The sequence below is a fragment of the Paenibacillus sp. FSL K6-4396 genome, assembly GCF_038002525.1.
GTDB lineage: Bacteria > Bacillota > Bacilli > Paenibacillales > Paenibacillaceae > Paenibacillus > Paenibacillus amylolyticus_B.
Genome location: NZ_JBBOCR010000001.1, coordinates 2,673,396 through 2,692,478, shown reverse-complemented (window position 1 = coordinate 2,692,478; position 19,083 = coordinate 2,673,396). Strand labels below are relative to the sequence as shown.

Genomic DNA, 19,083 nt, shown 5'->3' with positions numbered 1-19,083 from the left:
AAGACAGCTTACGATTCTCTAAGCGAAGTATTACGAAACCATTACGATATATAAATGGAGTCCGGTTTCAATAAAAAAACGGTTGAAATCTCTCTTACGAGAGACTCCAACCGTGTCTTCTAGGTCAAACGAATAAAATCAATCATGGATCGAACCTCGATCGGTCCCGGATTTGATATCACATCATTAGACTGCAAACCCTCTCTGGAAGTGAACTGCACCTTCACCGGAATGCCAGGAATCAAGTCGAAGAAGTTATCCGAGAAGACACCCTCCACATCCGAAGATAGCCATACCTGTTTAGCAAGCACATCACTTTCCAGTACCAGATGAACGCCGTTCTCATCCGCTCCCCCACTTACATTGATGTTTGCAGGCTGCAGAGCAAGGTCTTTGGAAGGTACAAAATAGTGTTCCTGTACGATATTCGCCGCACCTTCCTGTTTCAGATCCAGGCGCAGCAGCGTGTTAGCTGTATCATGACCTTCAAGCCACTCCACGTTACGTAATGACAGCACTTGATCACCTGTATTAGGTGCCAAGGTCACGTCATGTGTTTCATCACGATGCACCGTTCCATCGAACCCGAGCAAACGAATCTGTAACTGCCCTTTTACAGGTTGTAATTGATCCGAGATGATGTATATATCTGTTGTATCTTCTTTTGTTCCATCTACCGATACCAACACATCGCTGAAGCTACGTTTTGCATAATATTGCAATGCTTTCCAACGACCAAGGTAGTCCATACCTGCCCATGAAGCCACCGGCCAGCAGTCATTCATTTGCCAGTAAAGTGTGCCCATGCAGAATGGTTTGCGGCGACGGTGCGCTTCAATGGCCGTCTTCATCGCTTCCGCCTGAAGCACCTGGCTCATATACAGGAACGATGGGAAGTCCTTCGATTCATGCATGTACATATCCATGTACTGTTTGATCAGACGATTGCCCGCCCCATTCTTTTGATGTGCAAGCATGACTTCCGATTCCAGAGCCAGATCTTCTTCTTCCGCGTAAGTGCGTACTGACTTGTACTCCGGGAAAGACTGGAATCCGTATTCACTCATGAAACGACCCACATGCACGTTATAGTTTTCGAAAGGTTCTACATTGTGCCACACGCCCCAGTAGTGGATATCCCCTTCGGCTGTGGACGGGTGCGCATGCTGCTTCTCATCTCCTGTCAGGGATACCAGTGGTGAGGAAGGCCAGTAATCCACACCTGGAGCATACGCTTCAACCACTTCTGGCAGCAGATCATGGAAGATGGCTTCGTAATCGGCCCAGATGCTCTCACGCTGGTCGGCAGTAAATTCTTTTTTCCAACCCCATCCACCATTCTCAACATAGTGAGCCCAAGCCGAATCAATCTCGTTGTTCCCACACCAGAGTGCAATACTTGGATGGTTGCGCAGACGTTTCACATTATCAATCGCCTCATGTCTCACACTGTTCAGGAACGCTTCATCTCCTGGATACATGCTGCATGCAAACATGAAGTCTTGCCATACCAGAATTCCGTATTCATCACACAGTTCGTAGAACACATCCTGCTCATAGATTCCGCCACCCCACACACGCAACATATTCATATTGGACTCGGCTGCGGATACGATCTCATGACGATAACGTTCATGAGTAATTTCAGTGATGAAGCTATCATTTGGAATGTGGTTGGCCCCTTTGGCAAAGACCGCAACACCATTTAGTTCAAAGTAAAAGGATGCTCCTGCTTCATCTTTGTCACGTACCAGCCGAATGGAACGAAGCCCAGTCTTCACTGTAGATTCAGCCACAGCTCGCTCACCTTGAAGCACTTCGGTAAGGAAGGTGTACATATGCGGATCACCAAGCCCACGGCTCCACCACAGTTTCGGTTCATCCATGGAGATTGGAATCTCCACAGTCTGAGTTCCGGGTTGTAGCGATACGGATCTTTCCCATCTCTGTCCATCTGCGCCGATACGAATAATCGTATCTACCGCTTGTGATGTCTCAACTTCCACAACAGCAGTTAATGAAGCTGAGGTAGCGCTTACTTCATTTTGCTGGATATACACATCATTGATTCGTACCTGTGTCCAACCTTCAAGACGTGCTTCACGCCAGATCCCACTGGTTACAAAACGCGGACCCCAGTCCCAACCATAGTGATACGGGGCTTTACGTGCAAAAATACTTACTCTCTTGTCGCCAAGTCCGCCAACATCGGACTGATCATTGGATGCAGGTAATGCATATCCGAGCTTCTCCAGCTTCGGCAGATCTTCCTCAATTGGAGACCGAAAACGTATTCGGAGAATGTTGCCGTTCTCCTTCAATACAGCCTTTACATCTGCCTTCCATACTCGGAACATATTATCTGCTGATAACACATGCACCTCATTCACATACACATCCGCATATGTATCCAGACCATCAAACACCAGTTCCAGATGTTCCTGAGAGAACAACCCTTCGGCAACGTCAAATTCCGTCTGATATTCCCAATCTATCTTATCAATCCATTGTACTTCCTTCTCGTTTGTTCCATAAAAAGGATCTGGAATCTTGCCCAGCTTCAGCAAATCTGTATGCACACAGCCGGGCACCTGAGCCGGCATCCACTCTTGATCTTCGCAAGCCTTGAACGTCCAATTCTGAAAAACATGTGATTGTATTGTGCTCATGACAGCCTCCATTGTTGTTAGAGTTGGTAAACATTATTTTGTTAGGTTTTGTTATTATAAAAACAAATAACTTACAAAACAAAATTAACACGATATGCTTCTTATAGTCAATCTGTTTTGTAATTTAATTTATTAAATAGTTTCTGCATAACAAAAAGACATGAAGCTCTAACCTCTCCATGTCTTTCACCTGATTTCATTTACCCGTTTGATCATTGTTAAAATAGGCCGTAAGTTCATATCCCATTACTCTATACTGGCGTTATACTCCTCACGAATGATTAATTCCGAATAGATCAGCTTGCGTTCATAAGGTTCATCGAGATGTTTGATCCGCCACAACAGCTGATCTACTGCTCTCGTTCCCAGATTCTCTTTGTTAATATGTACCGAAGCAAGAATGGGTTCATCCGTCTGCGTATTGTCAAATCCGGTTACGGCACAACGTTCGGGCACCTGAATGCCTCGACTTTGGAGTGCCTGAATGACAATGACAGCTGTATGGTCATTTGCACACACGATAACTTCAGGGATATCCTCCAGCTCCATTTCAGCAATGGATCTCTGGATCTGATCATACTCTGGTTCCAGCAAGCCTTCTTGCTGTTCCCCCTCCAACTGTTTCTCTTCCAGCACCGTACGATATCCAAGCCAGCGTTCTCTGAAACTTGCCGCATCGGGCAGTTGCCCGGCAAACTGGAACCTTCTGTACCCTTTTCCAACGAGCATGAGAACGAGTTCTTTCATACATTTCATATTGTCCGTAAAAACCGAGTCTGCGTATATGGCAGGGTCTTCATGGTCCACCATGACAAGCGGAATACGCAGTCTGTAAATCTCCAGCAATACCGATGTCGAGATGGTGCCCACGGTAATGACTCCGCTGATTGCTTCGGGATTAAGGACCGAGAACATCCGATCTGAAGAGGGTTCTGTCAGCGTTAAAATATCCATACCCTTCTCATTCAACCTCTCAGAAATGCCCTCAAACACAGGCCCCCAGTATAAGGAAGCTCGATTCTGAGAACGAATGTTGGGAAACAAAATCAATATGGTACCTTGTCGCTCCGCTTCTGGCTTCATCTCCGTTGATATCTGTGTCTCCCCCGGATAACGCTTAGACTCAGTTCTGAAATACCCAAGCTGCCCCGCCGTTCTGACAATCATCTCGCGTGTATGCTCACTCACACCAGGCTTGCCCGTCAGCGCACGGGAGACTGCGAATTTGGACACCCCCGCAGCATCCGCAATTTGCTGCATCGTTACTCTTTTGGCCATCCTACTCACCCGTTTTTCCTAATTTTCCATTCAGTGTAGCATAAAAAACAAAAATCAACAAAACAAGGTTATGTTATTCTGTTGTTGTTAGGTAGTTGTTTATCTGTTTCACAAGGTGTGCAACATAACCAAAAAAGGCCCTCTCCCCACCTTCCATAGAAGATGACGAAAGGACCCTTTGTCCGCCAATTATACGCCTGGTGCTCCGCGATCACCCAGTTCCGGCTGTAAAACCGGGCGTTTTCTGCGCCAGAAGATAGGCTGTGGAAGTTTGATCTCTGTGATGAGAACACCAACCAACATCAAAGCTGCTCCCGTATACCCTTGCAACGTTAGCGATTCCCCTTGAAAGGTAAATGCAAATGCTGCTGCAAACAGTGGTTCGAGTGAAAAAATCAGACTTGTTCTTGTAGGAGAAGCATGACGCTGCGCGAGAGTCTGCAGAATGTACCCCAAGCCGCTACACAAAACACCTAAGCCAAGAATGGCTGCCCAGGATTCAGCCGTATCGGGCATACGTGGCGTTTCCAGCATAAATGTAGCTGCAATTCCCCACATCGCCGCAACACCCAATTGAACTGTTCCCAATGTTAGTGGATCATGCTTCGGTGTGAACTTGCCAGCAATCATTATATAGATGGCATACACAAGTGCTGCTAGGATGCATAGAATATCTCCCGTGTGCAGACTAAGCTCATGTTGAAGCGTCAGCAAGCCAAGCCCGGTAACTGCAACCAGGATACTGAGCGTCAATCGTTTGTCCGGCATACGACGATGCTGGATGGTCGTCAGGATCGGTACAAATATAACGGCCAAACTTATCAAGAATCCCGCTTGGGATGTCGTTGTTCGTTGTACACCATAGGTGATAAATACAAATGCAGCAAATAAAGCTGTCCCCATAATCGCTCCTGCCACAAGTGTTCTTCGATCCATCTTAAACAACCGCCGATGAAAAAGAAGTCCTGCCGCAATAAAGGCAATTCCAAAACGAAATGCGACCAGATTCAATTCTTGCATGGACTCTAGGCCCGATTTCATAAACAGATAGGATGATCCCCATATGACCGTTGCGAGCAGCATCTGGATGTCCGCTCTTCTTGTTGCCTGACCTTGATTAACCTGTACACCATTCATCTTGCTTCAACCTTCATTCTATGTATTCTGAGCTGTGTGATCGTGCGTCAAACTAACTCGCCTTGGCAAGTATAAACGATCTCTTTGCATTATAAAAATGAATATTTATAATGTATTATATGAAATAAACTCATGTATTTAAAATAGGAAGGAACGGAGCCATTCATGTCACTGATCAAATACGAAATATTGAATACCGTTGTGGAATATGGCAGTCTCACCAAAGCAGCTGAAGCATTAAACATCACCCAATCCGCAGTCAGCCATGCCATCGCAAGTCTTGAGACAGAATGTGGTTTCTCCCTGCTCCATCGCGGCCGCTCCGGTGTGCGGGTTACTGCTGAAGGGGAACGCATTCTGGGATACACACGTGAGATTCTGCGCTGGACGGAACTGATGAACCAGGAAATCTCCCTCATTCGCGGCGCAGAGATTGGTACCGTGCGTATTGGTACGTTCGCCAGTGTCTCCACACAATGGTTGCCGGGCATCCTGAAACAATTTCGCCTGCGTCACCCGGGAATTGAGATCAAGCTGTGGGAAGGCGATTATGCTGAGATTGAGGGCTGGCTGGCTGGAGGTGCCATCGATCTCGGATTTCTGTCTCTCGGCGATTCATCGCCTTTTGAGACCATTCCATTACAAAAAGACAGGATGATGTGCATCCTGCCGCTGGATCATCCTCTCGCCTCAGAGGAGTCTGTTTCATTTGATATTCTGCTGGAGCAACCCTTTATTCTGCCCAAGTGGGGCGGAGATAACGAGATTGAACGACTGATCCGGCAGCATGCGGCCAAGCTTAATGTCGTCTATGAAGTAGCCGAAGATCAAGCTATCATGGCGATGGTCCGGAATGGTCTCGGAATCAGTTTGCTGCCGGAAATGGTACTTCAAAATCATACTGATTCGCTCGCGCTCGTGCCACTAACTGGAGATCCTTATCGTACGATTGGCATGGCCTGCCCGTCTTTGGTTAATCTATCGCCAGCTACGCGGCGTTTCATTGAAGAGGTGCAACAGTGGCTCGGCCCGGCTATGTAACTTTGGAGAACTCATTACCTGTCGTCATCAACTTTTTCTATCCGTTACTCGCGTTACTCACAAATTGTATAACACCAAGAGTCAGCAGCAGTATAAATATAACCGCAATCGTGATGCCAAAACCAATCAGGAAGCGTACGCCAGGTGAGCGTTTGTTCTGCTGGCTACCTCCCAGGTTATCCAGCTTTTTCTCAATTTGATCCAACCTTTCATTCACCTGTTTCAGATCTTGATTGGAGTTCATTCATCCATCTCCCTTTTCTGTGTATTCGATCTATTCCCACACCCGATCCAGCTGATCTGCGTAGTAACGGATTGCTCGGTTATAGTCGTTTATTCTCTTATCACTCGATGTGTCCGCGAGTTGTACGAGCAGTCTTTGCATCGCTTCTGCATGTTCACCCAGATTATAGAGCACCATGGCATAGAAAACCTCAAATTCCCGGTACGCCGGGAATTCTTTCATGCCCGTTTCAAACCAAGCCTTTGCCTGCTCATACTGTCCAAGCGTTCGATATGTACTGCCTAGTCCAAGTATTGCACCTGCCCTGTCCTCATCAGAAAGTCCAAGACTCAGTGCCTTCTCATAATGCGGAACAGCTTCTCGCTCTAACCCAAGTGAATCATGCGCCCAAGCCAGCTGATACCAGACATTCGCATTCTCGGGTTCCTGGACTGTAATCTCTTGCAGTAGTTCAATCGCTTCCTGCACCTTACCTCCTTGTCTCCATTGTACGGCCTGTTCCAAATTACTCATGCTGTCACTTCCCATCTTGCATTATAATTCCCACATATATTATTTAATTGTTTGATTATACCAAAAAAGCACACCGGAGAATATGTTGTAACAACTCAAGGTTGTCCAAACGCTATTCCCTAGTGTGCTTTTTCATTCGATGCAGCCTGTTATAAAAAATGGACTAAAGCATATTTCTACTGGACACTTCGATGACAGAACAACCTTCTGATCGCTGTTATCCCCGGATTTTTCGAATCATTTTAACAAAGGTGAAAAGCCGGGGATAAGCGTATGCTTTCGATGCAGCTTTCTTTCAGAAAGCTTTTAGGCGAACGCTTTCGCTTCTTCAGGTTCTTTCTGTCCTCTCCGTTTTGTGTAAATGTTTAGTTCAATTTATATAGCTTAAGCTGAAATCTCTCTGAAAATGATCTGTTCATCGTCTAATTAAGACCATACCGTATTCGCTACCATGACAATAAATACGAGCATGAGATAGTTCACCGAGATCAGAAAGTTCACTTTTGCCCACTTCTCATCATCCTGTGTCTTCAGTCCGCTAAGTGTATGCACAAACCAGATCAGTCCACCGACCAGAGATACAATCAGAAATACCAGACCTACGTAGTCGTAATAATACAACAGAAATACAGCAGGAAGCAGCAGAAAAACATAAGGAATCATCTGAAACTTGGTGCGTTTCACCCCTTTAACCACTGGCAATAACGGGAAGCCCGCAGCACGATACTCCTCTACCCGGCGAATACCCAATGACCAGAAGTGTGGTGGTTGCCACAAGAATAATAGTGCAAACAGCAACCAGGCACCTGCATCAATCTCATTGGTTACAGACGTATAACCGATGACAGGCGGCATCGCTCCTGCAATTCCACCGAGCGACGTGCTCCACGTTGAACTGCGTTTCAACCACATCGTGTAAATCACGATGTAAGCGAACCATCCAAGCAGTGCCATCCAGCCTGATAACGGATTCACCAGGAGATACAGTACTGCTAGTCCCACAACACCAAGGATAATGCCATAGCCAAGTACAAACCCTGGCTTCAGATGGTTAATGTAATCCATCCTTTTTTTGGTGCGCTCCATCTTTTGGTCCAATTCACGATCCCAATAATTGTTGATAACACAAGCTGAAGCAATAACCAAAGTTGATCCAATCACGACCATGAGCAGAGATAACCAGTTGATATCCCATTTTGAAGCTACCCAGAATCCTACCGCCACCGCAAACACATTTAACCTTAGAAGTCCGGGCTTAGTTAATGCAATCATGTCTTTAAGCATGAGGCTCCTCCTGAACTATGTAAAAACGCCATTCCAATAATGATACATGTACCTACCATTAATTACAATCGCTTTCATGAATTTGTCATAACCAAAAAGCATCCCTCACCGTTCCAATGAACAGGAGGAATGCTTGAATGATGAATTTCATCTTATTTTATGGGATGTATTGTTGCACAATTTTAGTAACTTTTCCGTCCTGCACCGTCAGATGATACGGGAATACGGACAGATCAAGAATACGGGTATTCTCATATAACGATTCGAACTTGGATAATGTCACAGGTTCATTCCACTGAATGTCTGCGCCCTGCATCGTACCATCCCGATCATACAACTGCATCAATACTTCAGCATTGGCACTAACCTCAACTTGTTCCTGCTCTTTGCTATCGTTGACAATATAGTAACCATCTGGAGCACCATCTATACCCGCTTCCGGATTGCGCTGTGCAAAAATCGCATCGGCCTCTTCACCCTGATACCAGCCAATCTTGTCCACTGTCATAAACAATTTGCCGTCTTCTATATGCATACCTTCAACATAGGCTGTAAACATCTCGGAGTTTGCAACTTGAGCTTCTTTCGCAGAAGGTTGTTGAGCATCCGTACTACCTTGAGCATTCGCAGGGGTAAGTAAATATGTAGTCAGCACAATCATGCCAAGTAAAGCAACAACTGCACCGATCATTCCTAGTTTCCATTGTTTTGTCGCGTTCTTCATAGGTAACATCTCTCCTTAATATGAACGTTACTATTCCTTAACCGGAAGTCTTGCTTCTCAAACGCTCATGTGAACTATCGATTCCAACGTTCTTTCTTTTCCTATCATACTTGGAACAGGGATTATAAAAGTATCAGCCAGATTAAAAATAGTTACAATGTGCGTCATCACTCGTGTCTGTAGTCTCCGTAAACGGCAATAACCCCTGAAGGCATCGCCATTCAGAGGTTATTGACTAGCATAAGATTCTTATGTTTGTTCATGAATATTATGCTTATGCATACATGTTAATTTTAATGATTGGTTGTGGAGTCTTGTGCCAAACGAACGAGCATATGAGCCAGCATGTGACGTTCATCTTCCTTGCCGACATTCCACAGCTCCTGAAGCAGTTTTTCTTCACGGTTACGAGGCTCTTCGTTCGCAGCCAGATGGTCTGCTACTTTCTGGGCAATTTTAGCCATCTGTTCTTCACTTAATCCGATAGACTCGCCCATCGCAATTCGTTTACCCAGGTATTCTTTGAATGCATCAAAGTTTTGTAAAATCTGTTCTCTCTCTTCCGGTGCAATCTTTTCGATTGCATTGTCCACCTTGTCCGTTGAAACCTGACCATCTTTATGGATTACATGATTTTCTTCATTCATTTGAATAACCTCCTGTATAATAGTTTGTTTATTGTTATTAAGCTTTAAACTTAATACTCATTGGTTATCTATAATATAAACGTATTGCAGAAGTTTAATCAGTACGTTCAATTCTGTATATATCTTCTATATATGAGCAAGTACACGTTTCAAAAGAACTACAGCGGTTAATCGTTTACATATACGTAACGGTGTTTGGATATGTTAATGAACACCTTATACAATATTGAACCAGGAGGGATATCCCATGCGTGATAAAACCAAACATGAGAAGAAAAATGATGAACTTGAACCAGGAGTGAATACCGTTATCCATCCAGACAAAAATAATCCCGGACCAACCGATATGATTGAAGGCGTGGTTGGCGATATCGTGGACAACATTCGCAAAGACTTCTCCCATGACTCGAAGGACAAGACGTCATCTTCCAAGTCAACGGATTCATCAGACAAATAAGCGTAATCCTTTTCTCCCTAGCAAAAGATAGCTCAAAAAGTCCTCCTGCCACATATATGGCTTGGGAGGACTTTTTGGTAATGAACAATTAAATAATCAACCTCATATTTGAAGGTGAGGTTCAACGTGAATCCTTTGTCATCTGCTGTAACGCCTTATGAATCCAGATCGCGGCAATGGAACCTTCACCCATCGCAACGGTTGCTTGTTCTGCGTGCAGGCCCAGATCCCCGGCAATCCACACATTCGTCGCTGCCTGCAAGCTGCGCGGATCAGCTTCCACATGTTTATTATCTGCGATTACAGCTCCCAGCTGCTCCGCCAGTTCATAGTGTACACGATTGCCTCCAAATGCGATAAATCCACGCTCCGACTCAAAGATCTGTCCATCCTCGGTCAGAACACCGGTGATATGGCCATCCTCAATCTGTTGTACTTCCTGAACAGCCGCTTCCAGATAACGAACTCCCGCCTCTTTCATGCTGCGATGCAGCTCTGCAGATATGGGAGCCTGCTCATGATTGATATATAACAGATCATTCGTACGCTGAATTAATATCATCGCCATATTGGCACCTGGTTCGCCAGATCCCAATAGTACCGTACGTTGATCCTGAATCTCATAACCATCGCAATCAGGGCAGACATACACTGTTCGACCCAGCGTAGGGGTTAGTCCCGGAATGTCCGGAACTCTATCCGTGAGCCCCGTTGCCAATAACACGGTTTTGCTCCTATATTCAGTTCCTGAAGTACCGAACAATTGGATCTTCTCTCCATGACGTCCTGCTTTAACAATACGGTCTTTCTCAAAAGATACACCGGTCCGCTCTGCCTGCATCCTGCCTCGTTCTCTAAGCTCTTCACCGGATACCCCATCGGGGAAACCGAGGATATTATGATAAGTCCGGCACAACGTCGATCTGCCTTCTCCCGCGTCGATTACCAACACCTGATGAGCTGAATAACGTCCAAGCTGAATGGCTGCCTGAAGCCCTGCGAGCCCTCCACCTACAATTATGCAATCAACCTCTCGCATGCTCCTTCTCCTCCTGAACTTCCATTTATCTAATTTAATTAAATTGTTTGTCCTTCTATACATTAAACCGTTCAGCCAAGCTTAAACGATTCCTCATATTGCTTATCTTATACCAAAACAAACAGACCCAAACCATCCGCCGGAATCACGATGAGTTTGGGTCTATAAGATTCATGATTGCTTAGAAGTTATACGATTCAAATCGCGAAGCATTTGAAATGGCGTTCCATACATCGGCTGTTTCGCCGCCCATATACCAGTAAGCCAGTCCAGCGATTTGCCGTTGCTCACTCATTAACACTTTGGCTGATAACGAACGACTATCCTCTGCCCATATATATCTTGGCTTACCATTACTGTTGTACCCGATAATATATTGAACCAGACTTGCATCCCATCGTCTTACAGATCCCGTAGCATGCGCACGCATTCCCTGGTCTGCCAATGTAATGTCCCAAGAGCTGGTTGCTGGATTCACTGAAGACCAGTCTCGTGTATACAGCGGAAGGGCCAAAATTGTTTTAGCACGTACCACCTCAGAGAGCATGGTATCCAAAGCCTTTTCCACCCATGGAAGAGAAGCCACTGATCCTGCTTTCGGATCACCGCTCCAGTGTTCCTCGTATCCCATCAGCACCATATAATCCGATACAGCGCCCAGTTTGGCATAATCAAATGCATCCGTCCAATCAGTACCCAGGTCTGGCGATACATCCACAGAAACAACTGCACCCAGTGCGTGCAACGTAGCCGTCAAAGAGGTGACAAATGCCGTCAGACCTTCACGATCCGCCGGATCAACATTCTCGAAGTCCACATTAATGCCGTCCAGTTTATAGGTTTTGACATAAGCGGCTACCTGTGAGATCACTGCCGCTCGGTTGGCTGAGCTGGATAACATCTGATGCGTAAGTGCCGAATCGGAACGATTCCCAAGTAATGGCCATAGCTGCCTGCCGGTGGCGGATGCCCAGGAGATCAATGCCGGGTCTGCGTGATCCGTTACTTTCATACTGCTGTTCAGGAAAAACCAGCGTGGGACGAGTGTATTCACTTCAGACTGTTCCACTTGCTTCTTGAATTCAGCAGTAGTGGAGTTATATTGCCAGCCCAACTGAACGCCAAGTTCATCCCCACGTTGTAACTGCTCAGACCATGTTTTCTTTTGTAAAATGGCATCGAGCATTACGGCTGCTTCTTCTCGCGTTACCTGGTCATGTGGTCGGAACACGCCTCCACTTCCCCGCATTAGTCCAAGTTGATATACCGTCTGAACATATGGACGTGCCCAGTCCGAGATATCCGCTGCGTCAAAATACGTTGAAGATAAGAGCGAGGTCTCTACGGGTTGTTGTTTCAACATTCGAACAAGAAGGGCAGCCGCTTCTTCGCGCGTAATGGAGGCATTAGGCTGGAACGTTCCCTGACCCTTACCCTCCAGAATAAAAAGATTCGTCATGGCAGCAACGTTGCCGTAATACCAAGCATTCATGTTTATATCCTGATAGGGATTTATATTATTTTTAACGGGCTTTAAACCTAGTAATCTCACCGCAAACGTCGCAAATTCTGCACGAGTAACAGCTTTCTTCGGTTCAAACGTAGTCTCTGACGTACCGGCAGCAATGCCTTTGTTCACCAGATGTGTAATGGCATCCTTCGCATAACTGGTGCGTGTATCCTGAAACTGTTGCTGCACGGTTGCAGCCTGAACAGTAGAGCCGTATCCAGCCACCGATCCAAGGGTTAATAACCCGCATAAAGCCATTTTCCATATCCGTTGGTTCGTTATGTCTTTTAATCTATTATTCACATTAAAAAGCCTCGCTTCATTGGATTACGATCAACTATCATCGTATCAAATTGAAGCGAGGCCGTATGTGGTTAAATGTTGGGAATGCGAAGCTTACTTGTGTACTTTTACGCGCTCTTCAATTGGTTGGAATTCTTTCTCACCCGGTGCTGCCGTTGGTTTACCAAATGGCATTTGAGCGATCAATCTCCAGTTCTCAGGAATGTTCCATTCTTGCTTCACTTTCTCGTCAATCAACGGGTTGTAGTGCTGCAAAGATGCACCCAGACCTTCTTGTTCCAGAGCAGTCCAGATTACCAGTTGCAACATACCGTTGGATTGGTTAGCCCAGATTGGGAAGTTATCTGCATAAGCTGCAAAATTTTGTTGAAGCTGTGCGATCGCATTGTTATCTTCGAAGAAGAGAACCGTACCATATCCGCTGCGGAATCCAGTCATTTTTTCTGCTGTGGATTTGAAGGCTTCTTCATTGCCTACTACTTCACGCAAAATTTCTTCTGTGTGATTCCACAATTTATCATGTTGTTCACCGAGCAATACAACGGCACGGGATGTTTGTGAGTTAAAGGAAGTTGGTGTATATTTCACCGCTTCTTCTACGATTTCCTGGATTTTAGCATCCGAAATTGTAGATTCCTTGCTGATTCCATAATAAGATCTTCTGTTTTTCAACGCATCAAAAAAAGTTGTCATTCTTATTCGCCTCCCAAATTTTTTTCAACTGCCAACATAGTAACTATAATATAGTAACCTACATTAGTCAACAAACTAATTTATTTTCACTAAATATACATTCACCGAAAATATTTCAACAAGTTTGCCCAAAACAACAATTGGAATTATCCTTCGCCCGTCTTTTTGCGATAATCCGCCCGGTATTTCTCTTCCGTAGACGAGTTGCTTTTTGTCTGATCTTTATTCTTCTCTTCCTGAGCTTCCATATTCAGATCTTCCATCGGAATTGGATCTACAGTCTGTTCTTCTTCATGTCGGTCAAGCAGACTTTCGTGCTCTGTCTTATATTGTTCAGGATTGTCACGGGATTGTTCCTGTTGGGTATCACTGTTATTCTGATCCGGTGTGCGCTGTTTCATTCATATTCGCCTCCTCTGGGTTCATTACCTTTCTTTACCTGTTCTGCGTGTCCTCTAAACACAGTGGGATGCATTCCTCAAACGAAAATCAACAAAAAAAGCCAACCAGACAAGCTGGTCAGCTCAAAGACGACTTCTATGATTGGCGATGCAATTGGGTACGGTAAAGATCAGGCGAACATCCCACACTTTGTTTGAACATCCGACTAAAATGCGAAAGGCGCTTGAAACCGGACAATCGACTTGCTTCTGTCACGGTGATCTCAGGCTGGAACTGAAACAAAAGCTTCGCCTGATTGATGCGACGGTCATACAGGTATTTGAATATTGTCAAACCTGTCATTTCCTTAAACATGCCTGCCAGATACGGTTTGGATAGATGTAATTCCAGTGCCAGATCATCCAGACCAATGTCCTTCATATAATGCGTATCCACATAACGAATAATGTGTTGGACATGCCGCTCCCTCTCCGATGAGGGAAGTTGTTCCTGGACATCACCCTGGCAGATCTCTGCTACAAAATACAACAGATCACACAGTCTGACATTCATTCGCTCTTGCCTGAAATTGCTCTGACTTTGAGACAGACGATGAAGATCATGCAATAGAGCTTCAAATTCAGAGCGGTTATCTCCCTTCAGATTGACCCGACAGTTTCTGAGTTCTTCAAATGGTCTCAGGACCTCAACCATACGGTCCGGATGCAGGCTGCTGCGAATGGCAGACGGATCAAAATGCAGTGTGCTTCGCTCGTAAGCACTGCCTGGCTTCGGATGTGGTCGGTGAAGGGTCAAGCCATGCATTAACACCAGATCACCCGGCTCCAGGTTATATACCCGATCTCCTATGATATAGGTACATTCTCCGTCATGAAAATAATAAATCTCATAATGTGGATGTGAATGGAATCCATCTGACTTGCCTGGGTTAAACGTGCTGGTGGATCGGTAACTATACTCCAGTGAAGCACTAAATTGCATCATGCTCGGCACATTCATGCACCTCCTGTTCGGAAGAGGGAAACGATTCGTGTCATACCCCTGTATGAGATATCAAAGTGAAATTATAGAAGCTGTTTAATACTCTCTTGAATCTCATCGATGGAATCGATAGGTTCGAAGCGTCTGACCACACGACCCTCTGCATCAATCAGGAATTTCGTGAAATTCCATTTGATTGCATCTCCATGTAACCATTCTGGTGCTTTATCGGACACCATCAATTTCAATAGTTTGGCCTGTATATCGGTTTCATCAAAGCCAGCAAAAGGCCCTGATTTTTTCAAAAAGTCGTAGAGAGGGTGCGCCCCTTCTCCATTCACGTCCAATTTGGAGAACATCGGAAATTTCACACCATAGTTAATCTGGCAGAAGGATTCTGCTTCCGAACTGCTTCCAGGCTCTTGCTCTGCAAACTGGTTGCATGGGAAACCAATAATCTGAAGTCCTTGATCCTTGTACTGGTCATACAGCTTCTGCATGTCATCAAACTGGTGCGTATATTTACATTTACTTGCCGTGTTTACGATGAGCACAGGTTTTCCTTCATATTGATAGAGTGGGAAACGCTCTCCACTGGTTCTGGTTACGGTAAAGTCGTAGATGGTTGGCATAAGTCTAGTGCACCTCGCGATAGTTATGTAGTCATACAGCATCATATGATTTTATATTATATACGAAGTTTGAACTATTGTATTGCGGAAAGATCGTTATTCTCCCTTTCAACAGAAAACCCTTCTGCCGCGAAGATTTCTTCGTTCAGCAAAAGGGGTATTTGATGGATTGCAGTGACAGCAGCTTCAGCCCTTCACGGCACTTCCGGCCACGCCCTGGATAATATAATGCTGCCCCACCAGAAAAACGATGATCATCGGAATAATGCCTGCCGTGGCAGCGGCCATCATGCCGTTGTAATCCACATTGTTCTCCAGAATAAAGTTCTGCAGTCCGAGCGGCACGGTATACAGGTCTTTGTCGATGAGGAACACAAGCGCATTCTCATAGTCATTCCAGTGCCAGGAGAAATCAATGATCGCAAGTGTAGCCAGCGCTGGCTTAGCCAAGGGCAGAATCAGCCTGAAAAATATGCGCAGGTGACCGGCACCGTCGATGAACGCCGCTTCCGAAATCTCTGATGGCACCGACAGGAAGAATTGCCGCAGCATAAACACCCCAAAGATCGTGAACATTCCGGGCAGAATCAAGGCCCAATGCGTATTATAGATGCCGACCCATTCGAACATGAGGAACTTGGGCACAAAGAGCACCTGCGGAGGCACCATCATCATCGAGAGATAGATGAGGAACAGTGTCTCCCGTCCTTTGAATTGAATCCTTGCGAAGCCATAAGCTGCAAACGCCGAGAGAAACACAGCTCCGATCGTGCTAATTAGTGATATTTTCAACGAGTTCAGATAATAGGTGGCAAAGGTATCCGCTCCGCTCCAGACCTTAATGTGATGCTCCCAGTTCAGGCTGGAGGGTATCCATTGGATGGGATAGGTGAATACGTCCGCAGGAGATTTAAACGACGTGCTAATCATCCAGATGAACGGCATGATCATCAGCAAAGCAAACCCGGACATCAGAATTGTCAGTATGATTTTTCGAATCTGGGTCAAGGACTCCATGCGGACTTTACCTTTAGGTACATGCGGAGCTGTGGGCTTCGCGTTCGTGGCAATTGGTTTCTCCATACCGATCCCTTCCCTCCTTAATAGTGAACCCAACGTTTCTGTCCGAGCCACTGCATTACTGTGAAGACCATGATGATGGCAAAGAGCGCCCAGCTAATGGCAGCAGCATATCCCATCTCGTAATATCGGAAGGCATTCTGGTAGATAAACAGCGACAACACCGTTGTACTGTTTCCCGGCCCACCCTGAGTAATCGCCTGAATAATACCAAAGTTTTTGATCGTCATAATCAGTCCTGTAATCAGCAGCAAAAAGGTAGTTGGGCTCACAAGCGGCCAAATCACTTGACGAATGGTCTGCCAAGGGCGGGCTCCATCAATCTTAGCGGCCTCAACTAATTCCTCCGGGATCTCCTGCAGAGCTGCTAAATAAATAATCATGTTGTACCCCAGCATGAACCAAATCCAGATGATATCGATCGCATACATGGACCACTCGGTTGTTGATAACCATCCGGGTGGGTTCGCAATACCGATTCCGCGCAAGAAACCATTAATTGGCCCCGACGTTGGCTGGAACAGCAGCATCCAGACAAAGGCGATGGCAACACCGCTGGTGATATAGGGCATGAAATAGAGGGCGCGCAGTGTTTTTTGCCAGTACACCGACTTGTTCAATGCTACAGCCACGATAAATGCCAACCCCATCGATACTGGAACCGCTAACAGAAATACAAATGTATTTCGCAGCGCCACCCCAAACAGATCATCATTGAACATTCGGCGGATATTGTCCAGCCCCACAAAATGTGTCTCAGGGCTCATGAATTTGTAATCGGTGAACATGAGATAGAATGAATAGATAGCCGGTATAATAAAAAACAACAGCACGCCAATCATATTGGGCCCAATAAACAAATACCCGAGCCTGCTCTGTCGTTTCATCCAGGATTTATGCATATGCTCCCCCACTCCTTAACATCTGTTCTGGAATTAAGCATAACAAGATGTCCTCTAACATTTAAGGAACATAACCCTGTACCTGATATCACAGAACTATGTATTTCGGCAGTGACTTTCGGAGGAAAACAACATGGAATTGTTCTATTACTTATATACAAAAAACCGCCCCATTAGGGACGGTCTTTGGACTTATTACTTTTGCATTCTATTGATTCTGCTTCAGCCAGTCATTATGGCGTTTGACCATGTTCTGTACCGTTACTTCGGCAGTCTGGTTACCGAGGAAGAACTTTTCATACTCCTGTGCACGCAGATCAACCACTTCCTGCGCAATGCTGCGGACAAACGTAGGTGTCTCGTCACCATACAACACAAATTCCAGTGACTCCTTATCATAAGAATCGGCATAATCGCCCAGCAGATGATCAATGGCAGTCTGTTGATCAACCGCATTCGAGGAAGGCAAACGTCCACCCGCAGCCATCGGCATCATTCCCCCATCGGCGTACCATTTCAGGAACTCCCATGCGGCTTCTTTATTTTTCGACTTGGAATTGATCGCAATAAAGTCACCAAGTCCCCCGCTCTTCACCATATCTGCTTCTTGTGCAGCCAGTCTTGGTACAGGGGCAAAGGCGATTTTCCAATCCCGCGGGAACTCGGTCATATTGTTTGATGTGCGGATCAGCCATTCGCCGATATTAATCATGGCAGACTCACCGCCAAGGAACATGTTTTCCACCGGCATTTTGGAAGTCAACTGCTCTCCGAGCGGAGGGGTGGTTGCATCCTCCTTCATCATTCCGTTCAATGTCTCCAGCCATTTGGTAACAAGTGGATCATCGAGGTTGGAAGTACCGTCTGCCTTAACATAGCCGTTCTTCACCAGAACGGAATCGAGCGGGTCTACATAGGAAGCGGTATGCTGCACCAATCCGTACTTGAAGCCAGAAGCCTTCAGCTTAAGTGCATATTCACGGGCTTCATCCCAAGTCCAGGCTTTTGGAACACTCAGTCCGGCCTGATCAAGCGCTTTCATATTTAGTGCGAAAAAGGCAGCGTTTTTCTTGGTTGGCATCCCGTAATATTTTCCGTCCACTTTCCAGGAAGCCGCATCTTCACCCATTTTCTCATCAATGTTGTAATCAGTGAACTCACCCAGATCCAGTGCTGTCCCACCCTTGATGCGTTTATCCAGATTCGTGAGGGTATAGTTGACATACAGATCGACGTTCTGCCCGGTGGACAGCGCCGTATCCAGCTTCAGGTTGCCATCATCATCATTCACAAACCGCACATATTCAACCTGAATATCAGGATGCTCCGCATTCCAGGTATCTACCACCTCCTGTGGACCATTCTCGGGCGGCACCGCGCCCCACATGGTGAGCTTCACTTTTCCCCCTGCCGCTCCACCTCCGTTATCCCCACCGTTCGTCTCATTTTTACCAACACAGCCGGCAAGCAAGCCCAGCATCAGCGCACCTACGATTAATCCCGTTAATCCTTTTTTGATTCTCATCTGGTCCCATGACCTCCCTGAA

General features: G+C 45.8%; 19 protein-coding genes. 2 read left to right on the top strand and 17 right to left on the bottom strand.

The genetic code is table 11. The features are described from left to right. Nucleotides 1–119 precede the first annotated feature (119 nt). From MHB85_RS12355 to MHB85_RS12345, 3 genes are all read right to left on the bottom strand, one after another. Nucleotides 120–2,669, bottom strand: a complete 2,550-nt coding sequence (locus MHB85_RS12355) for a beta-mannosidase (protein WP_341072985.1) — start codon at nt 2,667–2,669, stop codon at nt 120–122. Between the two features lie 246 nt (nt 2,670–2,915). Further along, entirely contained in the window at nt 2,916–3,947 is a 1,032-nt protein-coding gene (locus MHB85_RS12350; RefSeq protein WP_341072984.1) for a LacI family DNA-binding transcriptional regulator, read from the bottom strand. A 189-nt stretch (nt 3,948–4,136) separates the two neighbouring features. Further along, complete coding sequence (locus tag MHB85_RS12345) at nt 4,137–5,084, bottom strand: DMT family transporter (protein WP_091017003.1); 948 nt, start codon at nt 5,082–5,084, stop codon at nt 4,137–4,139. 165 nt (nt 5,085–5,249) lie between these two features. On the opposite strand from MHB85_RS12345, the gene MHB85_RS12340 reads away from it, so the two are divergent. Further along, entirely contained in the window at nt 5,250–6,125 is an 876-nt protein-coding gene (locus MHB85_RS12340; RefSeq protein ID WP_307543201.1) for a LysR family transcriptional regulator, read from the top strand. Between the two features lie 37 nt (nt 6,126–6,162). On the opposite strand, the gene MHB85_RS12335 is transcribed toward MHB85_RS12340, so the two are convergent. The 5 genes from MHB85_RS12335 to MHB85_RS12315 all read right to left on the bottom strand — a co-directional run bounded on the left by MHB85_RS12335 (nt 6,163) and on the right by MHB85_RS12315 (nt 9,537). Then, nucleotides 6,163–6,369 carry a hypothetical protein gene (locus MHB85_RS12335; protein WP_091017005.1) on the bottom strand — a complete coding sequence of 69 codons (207 nt, stop codon included), beginning with the start codon at nt 6,367–6,369 and terminating at the stop codon, nt 6,163–6,165. Between the two features lie 30 nt (nt 6,370–6,399). Next, on the bottom strand, nt 6,400–6,882 hold the full coding sequence (locus MHB85_RS12330) for a tetratricopeptide repeat protein (protein WP_105598317.1): 483 nt from the start codon (nt 6,880–6,882) through the stop codon (nt 6,400–6,402). 426 nt (nt 6,883–7,308) lie between these two features. Beyond that, nucleotides 7,309–8,166: a heme o synthase gene (cyoE, locus tag MHB85_RS12325; RefSeq protein WP_047842615.1), complete on the bottom strand. Its 858-nt coding sequence runs from the start codon at nt 8,164–8,166 to the stop codon at nt 7,309–7,311. Nucleotides 8,167–8,323: 157 nt separating this feature from the next. Continuing rightward, nucleotides 8,324–8,890 (bottom strand): hypothetical protein, encoded by a 567-nt coding sequence (locus MHB85_RS12320; RefSeq protein ID WP_036609022.1) that lies wholly within the window; start codon nt 8,888–8,890, stop codon nt 8,324–8,326. 293 nt (nt 8,891–9,183) lie between these two features. After that, nucleotides 9,184–9,537, bottom strand: coding sequence for a DUF3243 domain-containing protein (locus MHB85_RS12315; protein WP_091017009.1), 354 nt, complete (start codon nt 9,535–9,537; stop codon nt 9,184–9,186). A 247-nt stretch (nt 9,538–9,784) separates the two neighbouring features. Here MHB85_RS12315 and MHB85_RS12310 point away from each other — a divergent pair, with 247 nt between their 5' ends. Continuing rightward, entirely contained in the window at nt 9,785–9,994 is a 210-nt protein-coding gene (locus MHB85_RS12310; RefSeq protein ID WP_091017011.1) for a hypothetical protein, read from the top strand. A gap of 121 nt (nt 9,995–10,115) precedes the next feature. Here the strand turns inward: MHB85_RS12310 and MHB85_RS12305 are convergent, their stop codons facing one another. From MHB85_RS12305 to MHB85_RS12265, 9 genes are all read right to left on the bottom strand, one after another. Then, complete coding sequence (locus MHB85_RS12305) at nt 10,116–11,033, bottom strand: NAD(P)/FAD-dependent oxidoreductase (RefSeq protein ID WP_091017013.1); 918 nt, start codon at nt 11,031–11,033, stop codon at nt 10,116–10,118. Between the two features lie 181 nt (nt 11,034–11,214). Further along, the gene (locus tag MHB85_RS12300) at nt 11,215–12,846 is read right to left on the bottom strand and encodes an S-layer homology domain-containing protein (RefSeq protein WP_223199925.1); all 1,632 of its coding nucleotides are present in this window, start codon (nt 12,844–12,846) and stop codon (nt 11,215–11,217) included. A gap of 93 nt (nt 12,847–12,939) precedes the next feature. Further along, nucleotides 12,940–13,539 carry a nitroreductase family protein gene (locus MHB85_RS12295; protein WP_036670536.1) on the bottom strand — a complete coding sequence of 200 codons (600 nt, stop codon included), beginning with the start codon at nt 13,537–13,539 and terminating at the stop codon, nt 12,940–12,942. Between the two features lie 146 nt (nt 13,540–13,685). Beyond that, entirely contained in the window at nt 13,686–13,940 is a 255-nt protein-coding gene (locus tag MHB85_RS12290; protein WP_091017016.1) for a hypothetical protein, read from the bottom strand. Nucleotides 13,941–14,076: 136 nt separating this feature from the next. Beyond that, nucleotides 14,077–14,940, bottom strand: coding sequence for an AraC family transcriptional regulator (locus MHB85_RS12285; RefSeq protein ID WP_223199924.1), 864 nt, complete (start codon nt 14,938–14,940; stop codon nt 14,077–14,079). 65 nt (nt 14,941–15,005) lie between these two features. Continuing rightward, nucleotides 15,006–15,554 (bottom strand): glutathione peroxidase, encoded by a 549-nt coding sequence (locus tag MHB85_RS12280; RefSeq protein ID WP_091017021.1) that lies wholly within the window; start codon nt 15,552–15,554, stop codon nt 15,006–15,008. A 186-nt stretch (nt 15,555–15,740) separates the two neighbouring features. Beyond that, a complete protein-coding gene (locus MHB85_RS12275) occupies nt 15,741–16,637 on the bottom strand; it encodes a carbohydrate ABC transporter permease (protein ID WP_223199923.1) in 897 nt (298 codons plus the stop codon). 17 nt (nt 16,638–16,654) lie between these two features. Beyond that, on the bottom strand, nt 16,655–17,536 hold the full coding sequence (locus MHB85_RS12270) for a carbohydrate ABC transporter permease (protein ID WP_341072983.1): 882 nt from the start codon (nt 17,534–17,536) through the stop codon (nt 16,655–16,657). A gap of 208 nt (nt 17,537–17,744) precedes the next feature. Further along, nucleotides 17,745–19,061: an ABC transporter substrate-binding protein gene (locus MHB85_RS12265; RefSeq protein ID WP_091017027.1), complete on the bottom strand. Its 1,317-nt coding sequence runs from the start codon at nt 19,059–19,061 to the stop codon at nt 17,745–17,747. Nucleotides 19,062–19,083 lie beyond the last annotated feature (22 nt).